Origin of the sequence: Pseudovibrio sp. POLY-S9 (assembly GCF_001431305.1) — a bacterium.
GTDB lineage: Bacteria > Pseudomonadota > Alphaproteobacteria > Rhizobiales > Stappiaceae > Pseudovibrio.
Map to the genome: position 1 here is coordinate 240946 of NZ_LCWX01000122.1, position 11373 is coordinate 252318.

General features: G+C 51.8%; 7 protein-coding genes. 4 read left to right on the forward strand and 3 right to left on the reverse strand.

What is annotated here, in order from left to right:
* Positions 1-281: 281 nt before the first annotated feature.
* The gene (locus tag PPL9_RS10635) at positions 282-518 is read left to right on the forward strand and encodes an Lrp/AsnC ligand binding domain-containing protein (protein ID WP_057462693.1); all 237 of its coding nucleotides are present in this window, start codon (positions 282-284) and stop codon (positions 516-518) included.
* 70 nt (positions 519-588) lie between these two features.
* On the opposite strand, the gene PPL9_RS10640 is transcribed toward PPL9_RS10635, so the two are convergent.
* Positions 589-2892 carry a xanthine dehydrogenase family protein molybdopterin-binding subunit gene (locus tag PPL9_RS10640; RefSeq protein WP_057462694.1) on the reverse strand — a complete coding sequence of 768 codons (2304 nt, stop codon included), beginning with the start codon at positions 2890-2892 and terminating at the stop codon, positions 589-591.
* Between the two features lie 402 nt (positions 2893-3294).
* Here PPL9_RS10640 and PPL9_RS10645 point away from each other — a divergent pair, with 402 nt between their 5' ends.
* Entirely contained in the window at positions 3295-4269 is a 975-nt protein-coding gene (locus PPL9_RS10645) for a DMT family transporter (protein ID WP_057462666.1), read from the forward strand.
* Between the two features lie 69 nt (positions 4270-4338).
* Here PPL9_RS10645 and PPL9_RS10650 read toward each other — a convergent pair whose 3' ends face one another.
* Both PPL9_RS10650 and ade read right to left on the reverse strand, forming a co-directional pair.
* A complete protein-coding gene (locus PPL9_RS10650) occupies positions 4339-6006 on the reverse strand; it encodes a long-chain fatty acid--CoA ligase (RefSeq protein WP_057462667.1) in 1668 nt (555 codons plus the stop codon).
* Positions 6007-6247: 241 nt separating this feature from the next.
* Positions 6248-7963 carry an adenine deaminase gene (gene ade, locus PPL9_RS10655; protein ID WP_057462695.1) on the reverse strand — a complete coding sequence of 572 codons (1716 nt, stop codon included), beginning with the start codon at positions 7961-7963 and terminating at the stop codon, positions 6248-6250.
* Between the two features lie 481 nt (positions 7964-8444).
* On the opposite strand from ade, the gene zwf reads away from it, so the two are divergent.
* The gene (gene zwf, locus PPL9_RS10660; RefSeq protein WP_057462668.1) at positions 8445-9917 is read left to right on the forward strand and encodes a glucose-6-phosphate dehydrogenase; all 1473 of its coding nucleotides are present in this window, start codon (positions 8445-8447) and stop codon (positions 9915-9917) included.
* Between the two features lie 238 nt (positions 9918-10155).
* On the forward strand, positions 10156-11373 hold a 1218-nt coding region (locus PPL9_RS10665; protein ID WP_057462669.1), incomplete at its 3' end, for a dihydroxy-acid dehydratase.

Consider the following 11373-nt stretch of genomic DNA (forward strand, 5'->3'; position numbering starts at 1 on the left):
GATCAGGTTCTAGGAGTTGGCTTTGCGCCTCTCAGCCCGTCAGTCACTTCCGAGCACCCCCATTGGTTAGAATTTTTTGCTAGCAAACAAGAGAGCGAACTGCAAGCGGAAACGAGAGGCAGCGACAAAAGGCAACTGGGGGTAGATTTCGCTTAAAAAACGCAAAAGCTTGCAAAAAAACGCAGCTTCAACGCAAAATGCTCACAAAACAACGCAAACTCAAATTTGAGCGCATCCCTGAAAGACAAATCAGCCTTTCGGGACAGAAGGATAGCAGATTTATGATTCCGTTCTTTGTACAGATCAAATGCCAGCTCGGAAAAACCTATCAGGTTGCCAACGCCATCGCAGACGCGGAAGTCGCCTCCGAGATCTACTCCACCTCCGGGGATTTCGACCTGCTGGCCAAGTTCTACATCGATGATAACGAAGATATCGGACACTTCGTTGCAAACAAGGTTCAGGTCTTCGAAGGCATCCAGGACACCAGAACCATCATCACCTTCAAAGCGTTCTGATACCTACGAAAACAGGCGGGACACCAGCCCGCCTGCACAATCTCTTCTCAAACTTTACTATATTGATAGCTTAATTCTGAGCGTCCTGAATAGCACTCCAGACAGCAACCGGCGTCGCGGGCATATCTATATGCTCAACACCTGCATTCTTGCGCAGCGCATACTGCACGGCATTCATCACCGCCGGCGCCGCTCCAATAGAACCAGCCTCACCAGCCCCTTTGATGCCCATCGCATTTGTCGTGGAAGGAACATTGCTCGTCGAGAAGTCGAAATTCGGCAAATCATCAGCACGTGCAACATGATAGTCCATGAAGGACGCTGACAGCAGCTGCCCGGTTTCATCATAAACCGTGTTCTCACACAGCGCCTGCGAAATCGCCTGGCCCGCACCACCATGCACCTGACCAGCCAAAAGCATCGGATTCACCGTCACGCCAAAATCATCCACGATCACATAACTGACCACGTCCGTCTTGCCCGTTTCCGGATCAATCTCCACCTCACACACATGCGTGCCATTGGGATAAGTACATTCATCCTGCATGACTTTTTCCGCTGCACTCAAGGTATCCGGTTGCGAACCAGCCACATCAACAAGGCTGACTTGTTGGTCGGTACCAACCACGCGCACCTGCCCGTCTTCCAGCGTCAGATCCCCAACACCAACCTCAAGCTTCTCACTGGCGATCTCTTTGATCTTCTTAACCAGCGTTTCAGAAGCTGCCTTCACAGATGGCATACCAATCGGAATGGACCGTGATCCACCGGTACCACCGCCAGTCGCGACACGGTCCGTATCTCCCTGCACCATCTCAACCTGGTCAAGCTGCAAACCAAGATGTTCTGCAATGACTTGGCCATATGCAGTTGCGTGACCCTGACCGTTGCTCTGCGTTCCAATCAGCAAAGTAACGCTGCCGTTCGTGTTCAGCTCAAGCTTAGCTTCCTCACCGCCAGCAAAGGCACACGCCTCCACATAGGTCGATAGCCCAACACCGCGATACAAACCTTTTGCCTTGCTCTCCGCTTCACGCTCCGCAAACGTCGAATAATGAATCTCGTCCAGCGCCTTGGTCAGGTGAGTTCCAAAGGAACCCGTATCATACATGCGGCCAAACGCTGTCGTATAAGGCAGAGCAGCATCGGGTATAAAACTTTGTCGACGAAACTCCGCCGGATCCATACCCATCTCATGCGCAGCTTTGTCTGCCAGTCGTTCCATCAGATAAAGCGCTTCCGGACGCCCTGCCCCTCGGAACGCATCCACCGGCACTGTATTGGTATAAACGCCTGTCGCTTCCACCCATGTTGCGGGGATATCATAAAGACCGGGGGTCATGGTGATGCCGATCTGAGGAATACCTGGGCCAAATTCGTGCAGATAAGCGCCCATGTTTGCAAGCACATGCACCTTGAGGCCGATCATCTTACCGGTCTCATCAAGCGCAAGCTCAGCCGTGGATACATTATCCCGGCCATGCGCATCAGACATGAAGTGCTCAGTACGCTCCTGAAGCCATTTCACGGGATGACCAAGACGTTTCGCGGCAATCAGGCAAAGCGGGTATTCAAGATAGGTGAACATCTTGGTGCCAAAACCACCACCCACATCAGGAGTCACAACGCGGATATCTTTAGGGTCGACGTTGAGTATGTTCTTGGCAATCAGATCACGCATCCCATGACCGCCCTGCGTTCCAGTGGTCAGCGTATACCTGCCGCTCTCACCATCAAACTCGCCAATACAAGCCCGAGGCTCAATCGCATTGGACACCAGACGGTTATTGATCACCTTAATCTTGGTAACGTGATGCGCATTCTGGAAGGCCTCTTCCATCGCCTCCTTGTTACCCATGCCAATGTGAAAGGCCTCATTAGACCCATGCTCAGGCCACACAAGCGGAGCGCCGTCTTCCAAGGCTGCTTCAGTTCCGATTGCCGGATCAACATCCTCGTAGTCAACCTCAATCGCCTCCATCGCAGCCCGCGCTTGCTCCACCGTATCGGCAACCACAAACGCAAGAGCATCACCAACAAATCGGGCTGTTTCAGAGCAAAGAACTTCACGATGAGGCACCCAGTGCTTCGTCCCATCCAGCTGCCGAAGCACGGCTTTACATGGGATAGAGTTCGTTCCTTCAATATCCGCAGCAGTCAGAATGAGCTGCACACCATCCATAGCCCGTGCTTCATCCACTCCCTCTAAGGTGAACTTGGCAAACGCGAGAGGAGACCGCAAAACAACGGCATGTGCTGCACCAGCCACCTTCAGGTCATCCGTGTAACGACCCTTGCCAGAAATAAAGGCAGCATCTTCTTTTCGGCGAACGGGAGCACCAATTCCAAACTTCGGTGTAGCAACCTGATTCATGAAAACCTCAAAAATCTGGAGAGCGACCCAACACCGCACCTCCCAATACAGCTTTTTACGTATCAGCAGAGAACGTACAGTGCTTTTCTCAGGCTGCAAGTGTTTTCTGGTTCACCACAGAGGTGTATTTTCCAGAGTGACTTAAGGTCATTATCGCATCATTTAGAGCAAATTACGGAAGGGTACTTGGAGCTCTAAGTTGTCGGCAGCTTCGTGCTTACTGTCGAAACTCTCAAGCTAAAATTTGTTTTAGAATTTGACCAAACCGCAAACATTAGGTTATTTAAGCCATACACCCATCTGATCTTTGTTACGTTGTCCGCCCCCTGGCGCACACCATTTTGCACCAGACATCGGGTCTGGTCGTTTTGATCGTATCAAGGCAGCTTCGAAAGCAGTTACATGCCTGTTCCTTCAGCAGAGCCTGAAGGCAGCTCATCATCTGCTGCGTTAAAAACAAGGTTTTCCGCAAAATGGCAAAGCCTGTCCAATAACACACGCGGCATCTGCTGGGCCCTTCTGGCAACATTCCTTATGGCCGTCATGAGCACCATCATCAAGCTGCTCGGCGACCGCTTACACGTTACTCAAATCCTTATGCTGCGCCAGTTTTTCATGCTGGTGATCTCAGCACCGATCATTATCAAAGGATTTCCGGGTTCGCTCAAAACACAGGCTCCACTGCTTCACCTGGGCCGCATCCTGCTTGCGTCCTCTGCAATGTATTTCGGCTTCACCGCGGTCATTCACCTACCTCTTGCTGAAAGCACAGTGATTGGTTTTGCACGCACGTTTTTCATCACGATCTTTGCAGTTTTCTTTCTGAAAGAAGTTATCGGCATTCACCGAATTTCGGCGACTATCCTTGGCTTCATCGGTGTGATGGTCATCGTCCAGCCCGGCACCGGCGCGGAAATGAGCATCTACAGCTTCATGGCGATCCTGGCCTCAGCCTGTGCCGCACTCGTAGGCATCATCCTGCGCAAGGTCACTCAGGTTGATCAGCCCATCACAATCCTGACCTTTCAAGCAACCTTTGTGGGTCTGATCATGGCCCCCTTCGGCATCTATTATTGGGTATCAATCAACCTAAATGATGCGATCCTGCTGCTCTTGCTGGCAGGTGTGAGCTGGAGTGCTCAGATGAGCAACATTCAGGCCCTCAAGTTTGGTGAGGCCTCTGTGATTGCACCGTTTGATTATATCCGCCTTGTCTACGCGGCAATCATTTCTGTTGTAATCTTCGGCATCTGGCCGCTCTGGACCACTTATCTCGGCGGCGCAATTATCGTCGCAGCTTCCCTTTACACCCTGCACCGCGAGACTGTGCTGGGCAAGAAAGTGGCAACTGGAACAGCGCCCACGAAAACGCACTAGAGCAAACGCTAAGCTCAAGCAAAAAGCCCTCGCAAATGCGAGGGCTTTTCTTTTTTCACGAAGTAGCTATCAGCTGGCGTTTTCAGTGCTGCGTGTCTTGGCGGCCTCTTCTTCAACCAGCTCTTTCTTGGAAAGCTTACCAACCATGGTCTTTGGCAGCTCCTCACGGAATTCAATCGCCTTCGGCATCTCAATCTTGGAGATGTGCCCCTTCAGGAAGTCTTTCAACTCTTCTGCAGTCGCGCTCTGACCATCTTTCAGCTTCACAAAGGCCTTCGGTGCCTGACCGCGATACCCGTCTGGAATAGCAATCACGATAACCTCAGCAACGGACGGATGCTGATAAAGTGCCTCCTCGATCACACGCGGGTAAACGTTGTAGCCAGAACAGATGATGAGGTCCTTGATGCGATCAACAAGGAAAATGAAGCCCTCATCATCCATGTAACCCACATCACCAGTGTGCAAGACACGGCCACCTTCCAAAGTCTTGGCGGTCTCGTCAGGACGGTTCCAGTAGCCCTTCATGACCTGTGGGCCGATGATGCAAAGTTCACCTTTTTCGCCTTGCGCAACGACCTTCTCCGGCTCATCCAGATCACGAAACTCAACAGTCGTTCCCGGCATCACAACACCGATAGAACCGTCTTTGCCAGTTCCGTCCATAGGGTTAGCTGAGGCAACCGGAGAGCTCTCTGTCAGACCATAGCCTTCCACCAGAACGCAGCCTGTCAGGGCTTCAAACTTTTGCTTCACTTCAACAGGCAGCGGCGCTCCACCAGACATACAATAACGGATTGATGTCAGATCGTAGTTCTTCGTCAGCTCACTGTTGTTGATCGCGGTGTAAAGCGTTGGTACAGCCGCAAACAAGGTTGGCTTCTTCTTCGCAGCCAGATCAAGCAGTTCTTTCAGATCAAACCGCGGCATAAGCAGCATCTCAGCAGCGCCTAGAATGGAAAGGTTCTGCAGAACAGTCATCGCAAACACATGGAAGAATGGCAGCACACAAAGTGTCTTCTCGTAGCCGCGCTTCAAGCCACCGTAATGGCTTTCCAGCATCTCCATGTTTGACGTAATGTTGTAATGCGTCAGCATCGCACCCTTAGGCACACCAGTCGTACCACCGGTATACTGCAGGATCGCCACATCTTCCTTCGGCTCAATCTCAACCGGAGTAATGCCTTTGCACTTTGCAAGAAAATCTTTGAAGCGGATGTGAGCTTTATCAGCTGGAATATTGGAAACATCCTTCCGCTTGAACAGCTGGAACAACAGCTTCTTAGGCTGAGGCAGAATGTCAGCCATCGGACATACAATGATGTTGTCCAGAGCACCTTCCTGACGAACAGCTTCCACACGATCATAGATCACAGAAAGATCCATGGTCACCATGATGCGTGCGCCAGAATCCCGTGCCTGGAACGCGATTTCGCGCTCAACATAAAGCGGGTTGAAGTTGACGACGACACCGCCAATTTTCATGATCGCAAAATAGAAAATGGTGTAGTACGGCGTGTTAGGCAGACAAAGGCCGATCTTGTCGCCCTTCTTCACACCCATCGCCTGCAGGGCACCTGCAGCACGCTCAACGAAATCTCCCAATTCGCCGTAGCTTGTTGATTTGCCCATGAAGTAGATAGCCGGACGGTGCGCATAATTTTTGACCGTATCATCCAGATAGCTATCGATAGTACGAATTGGAAATTCCACTTGTCCCTCACGACCTGTCGCCATGCGCAGATCTCCTCCCCGAATTATTATAGTTCTTCAGACGAAGTTGACAGGAAACCGAAGCTGAGCGCCAAGGTTCATGTGCGCAACATATCAGAAAAACCTTATATCATCATGCTTTGCGTGGAATTTGCGGTAGGTTTACCATTGCGTCAACCCAGACATACGGTTGACCTTCAATGCGACACATTACTCAATTCCACTGATTTTTTCTCGAGAACCCAAGAGATATCAAAGCTCTGCTCTATTGAATGAGTTGAAAACTCGACACATCAAAAAGCCCAAAATCAGTAATTTTAAGGTGGGGAATAACCGGAAGAGGCAAGAATGCGACCTGCAAAAACGGCTCTGGTAGAACACAATTGAGCGATTTTGCAGCTTTGCGCAGCACTTCCAAACGCTCTTTGACCACCTCAAATCGCTCCAAACTCATCAATCCGGCAAGTGGCAGTTCCATCTCAGCCAGCACTTCTTCACCTTCAGCAACCACAAATCCACCGCGCAACGCAATGCATCGGTTCACAGCAATTGCCATGGCCTCTTCATCAGCGCCAACCACACAGATGTTGTGACTGTCATGTCCAACAGAGGAGGCAATCGCACCCGATGTCATTCCAAAACCGTTTACAAACCCTGTCGCAATATTCCCTGTCTTTCCATGACGCTCCACAACAGCCACTTTGATAGCATCCTGCCCCAAGTCGATCTGGGAATAATTATGCTCAACGGGCAAATCCCTCTTCAGATGCTCGGTGATAATCAGCCCCGGTTTCACACCAATCACTGATGTTTCGCGCTGCGCAGGCACACGGAAGCTCTCTGCATGCACTGGTTCGGCATGGCAACTGTCCAGCAATCCTTCCGGCTCAATCAACTTGCGGCTGGCAAACAACTCATCCGAAACCACCCGCCCAGCACTGATCACCTGATCCACATCACAGCTTTCTAAGTCATTGAGCAGCACAATATCTGCACGCCAACCCGGCGCAATCAATCCGCGATCTCGCAGACCAAACGCAGTGGCTGCTGACCAGCTTGCCGCACGGTAGACATCACGAGGTGCACATCCATGAGCAATCAGGCGCTTGATGAGACAATCAAGATGTCCCTCCTCCGCAATATCAAGAGGATTTCGATCGTCCGTACAAAGCGCAACAAAACTGGCCCGTTCAGGTGTCAGGACAGGCGCTAAAGCATCCAGATCTTTAGAGACAGATCCTTCACGGATCAGGATTGTCATGCCCTTAGAGATCTTCTCCAATGCTTCTTCTGAGGTGGTTGCTTCATGATCAGTCCGAATGCCCGCAGCAAGGTAGCCATTCAAAGCTTTGCCACGCACCAAAGGTGCATGACCATCAATATGCTCCCCTTCAAACTCAGCAATCTTAGCCAAAGCATCCGGATCACCGGCCAACACACCGGGGAAGTTCATAAACTCCGCCAAACCAATAACGCTTGGATGGTCCTTGAACGGCAAAAGATCATCAATCTCCAATTGAGCACCAGCTGTCTCAAATTTGGTGGCAGGCACACAGGAAGACAGGTTCACCCGTAAATCCAGAATGGTCTCAACAGAGCTGTCGAGGAAGTACTTGATGCCAGCAGCACCGGTCACATTGGCAATCTCGTGCGGATCACAAATCGCAGTCGTCACACCGTGAGGCAGCACACAACGATCGAACTCAAACGGTGTCACCAACGAAGATTCCACATGAAGATGGGTATCGATAAAGCCCGGCACGGCAATCTTGCCGCTACAGTCGATCTCGTTCACACCGCTGTAGTCGTCATAAGTCCCAACAATCTTCTCGCCGGAGATCGCAATGTCAGTCTTCGTCAGACTACCGTCGATAACATTGAACAGCTCAACATTCTTCAACACCAGATCAGCAGGCGCATTGCCCTGCCCCTGATCGATGAGTGTTTTTAAACCGGCAACCTTTTGCTGACGAGATCCCATACCATTTCCTCCCAGAGGAAGCATAGGGCATGCCTCCTCATTTATATTTCCCTTGGGGCAAGCCTAGCAAAAGATCGCAAGCTCCCCAATGCCGCCATTACAAATGCTTGTTGGAATTGTACAAATCATGACAGTCAGAAAACAAAACCCACAGAAACTGCATTTTTTGGATGGCGACTTCCCCTTTCAGCATGCTGAACTGCCTAGTTTCTAGGCACATTCGTATTTTTGCTTGCATTTTGATGAAACCCGCATCAAACAGAGGTGCAATTTCATAAATGCAACCTTTGTATGAGTTTTGATGCAGATAAGAGCAGTCTAACTGCCAAGCTTGCGGCTCACGTCCGCGCCTCTCACAACTCTACAATCAAATTTAATTCAGTTGGCCTGCTGGCTTGCTCCTGCAAATTCTCCAACTGATACCGCATGCCAAGCAATTGAAGCCGGATATCCGATACCGGCTCACGACTAAGGGAACTCCATGGCGAACCGTCCAGCTCAATCTGACCCATTTGATCTCGTTGTTTTTGGAGGCACCGGCGATCTTGCACACCGCAAGCTGCTCCCAGCTCTCTATCATCGCGAACCAGTCGGTCATCTGGGCGAAGACGCGCGCATCATCGCAGTTTCCCGCCGCGAGCTCAGCGATACAGAGTACCGCGACTGGGCCCGCAATGCCATTTGCGAGCACGTCGCTGAAGTAGATCAGGAAGCTCTCGAACGCTTCCTCGCCCGTATCCAATATGTGTCCGTTGACGTTGCTCAGAACACCGGTTGGGAAGCTCTGGAGCAAAAACTGGCAGGCCGCGAAGACGTCGTCCGCGCTTTCTACCTCTCTGTTTCTCCAGACTTCTTCGGTCCGATCTGTTCCGCCCTTGGCGAACACAACCTGGTAACAGAAACCTCCCGCGTCACCATCGAAAAGCCGATCGGTAAGAACGGCAGATCTGCTCACGAAGTTAACGAAACCATCGGTTCCGTGTTCAAAGAGCATCAGATTTTCCGTATCGATCACTACCTCGGCAAAGAAACCGTTCAGAACCTTATGGCTCTGCGCTTTGCTAACGTACTGTTTGAACCACTCTGGAACGCGGCTCACATCGACCACGTACAGATCACCGTGGCAGAAACACTCGGCGTTGAAAGCCGCGCTGGTTACTACGACACCGCAGGCGCTCTGCGCGACATGGTGCAGAACCACTTGCTTCAGCTGCTTTGCCTCGTTGCTATGGAACCACCTGAATCCATGGCACCAGACAGTGTGCGCGATGAGAAACTGAAGGTGCTCAAAGCCCTCCGTCCAATGAGCAGCGAAATGGTCGAGCGCAACACAGTTCGCGGTCAGTACCGTGCCGGCGCATCTGCTGGTGGTGCTGTGAAGGGTTATCTGGAAGAGCTGGGTCGCAACGATTCCAACACTGAAACCTTCGTAGCTGCCAAAGTAGACATCGAGAACTGGCGTTGGGCCAACGTTCCGTTCTACCTGCGCACCGGCAAACGCCTTGCCGCTCGTGTTTCCGAAATCACCATCCAATTCAAAGACCTGCCTCACTCCATCTTCCTGCCAGATGCTGGACGGATTGCTGCAAACAAGCTGGTCATCCGCCTGCAGCCAGATGAAGGCGTGAAAATGCAGGTGATGATTAAGGACCCGGGCCCGGGTTCCATGCGTTTGCGCGAAGTACCACTGGACATGACCTTTGCTGAAGCCTTCAGCTCCCGTCATCCGGATGCTTATGAGCGCCTCATCATGGATATGATCCGTGGCAACCAGACCCTGTTCATGCGCCGTGACGAAGTCGAAGCGGCATGGACATGGATCGATCCGATCCTTGAACAATGGTCCCAAATTAAAGAAGCTCCAAAGCCTTATACCTCAGGCACGTGGGGCCCATCTGCTTCCATCGCACTTATCGAGCGTGATGGCCGTACATGGCATGATGAAACATATTGATTAAACAACAGGTGCCAGTCCGCTGGCACCTGGTCACCCTTGCAAGTATTTCTCCCACTTGCGCCAATCCCCGAAAAAATCAAAATTGCCTACGGGCAGAGTTGTCAGAATAAAAATTAGGCTCAGAATTTAAATCGATTAAAACGACCAAAAACAGGGATTTCCTCCTCCCAATCCCGCATCTGGTCATTCGGTTTGACTGATGAAAAGTCAAAGAACAAAAGGCAGAGCAAAAGACATGGTTCACCCTCGCCTCAAAGAGATTACAGATCGCATAATCGAGCGCAGCGCTACGAGCAGACAAGACTATCTTCGTCGCATGAAAGCGCAACACACAAACGCACCACAACGCACAAACCTCGGTTGCACTAACCTGGCACATGGCTTCGCAGCCTGTCCGGCAGCTGATAAACAGCACCTCGCCACAGACAAGCAGCCAAACCTCGGCATCGTCACCGCCTACAACGACATGCTCTCCGCACACCAGCCATACGAGAGCTACCCGAAAATCATCCGCGAAACAGTCCGCAAAATTCAGGCGACAGCTCAGGTTGCTGGCGGCGTACCAGCCATGTGCGACGGCGTCACACAAGGTCTGCCAGCGATGGACCTGTCACTGTTTTCCCGTGACCTGATCGCCATGTCCGTTGCCGTTGGGCTGTCACATGGCATGTTTGACGCGGCAGTGTTCCTCGGTGTGTGCGATAAAATCGTCCCGGGCCTGCTCATCGGAGCCTTGTCCTTCGGTCATCTACCGGCAATCTTCCTACCTGCTGGCCCAATGACCTCCGGCATTGCCAACGACGAGAAAGCCCGCATCCGCCAGCTGTTTGCAGAAGGAAAAGCAACCCGCGAGGAACTGCTTGCTTCTGAAAGCGCATCCTATCACTCGCCTGGCACCTGTACATTCTACGGAACCGCAAACTCCAATCAGATGCTGATGGAGATCATGGGCCTACACATGCCGGGCAGCTCCTTCACCAACCCGCTGACGCCCCTGCGCAAAGCATTGGTTGAAGAAGCAGTCACACAAGTTGTCGAACTCACCGCACAGCGCAGCACCCCTACACCGCTCTTTGAGATCATCGACGAACGCGCAATCGTAAACGGTGTCGTTGGCCTGCACGCAACAGGCGGCTCCACCAACCACACCATGCACCTCGTCGCAATCGCCGCCGCCGCTGGCATTCAGCTCACATGGCAGGACATCTCAGACCTGTCCGAGCTCGTCCCGTTGCTCGCCCGCGTTTATCCAAACGGCAAAAGCGATGTAAACCACTTTGAAGCAGCAGGCGGAATGGGGTTCCTCATTCGCGAACTGCTGGATGCAGGCATGCTGCACAAAGACGTCAAAACAGTCAACGGTACTGGCTTGGACGGTTACACCGTCAACGTCTTCCTTGATGACAAGGGTGGCGTCCTCCGCAAGCCAGCACCGGCTAAGGCATTGGATGAA

Coding starts and splice junctions, on each gene's coding strand:
- PPL9_RS10635 (WP_057462693.1), top strand. CDS start 282: ATGATTCCGTTCTTTGTACAGATCAAATGCCAGCTCGGAAAAACCTAT.
- PPL9_RS10640 (WP_057462694.1), bottom strand. CDS start 2,892: ATGAATCAGGTTGCTACACCGAAGTTTGGAATTGGTGCTCCCGTTCGC.
- PPL9_RS10645 (WP_057462666.1), top strand. CDS start 3,295: ATGCCTGTTCCTTCAGCAGAGCCTGAAGGCAGCTCATCATCTGCTGCG.
- PPL9_RS10650 (WP_057462667.1), bottom strand. CDS start 6,006: ATGGCGACAGGTCGTGAGGGACAAGTGGAATTTCCAATTCGTACTATC.
- ade (WP_057462695.1), bottom strand. CDS start 7,963: ATGGGATCTCGTCAGCAAAAGGTTGCCGGTTTAAAAACACTCATCGAT.
- zwf (WP_057462668.1), top strand. CDS start 8,445: ATGGCGAACCGTCCAGCTCAATCTGACCCATTTGATCTCGTTGTTTTT.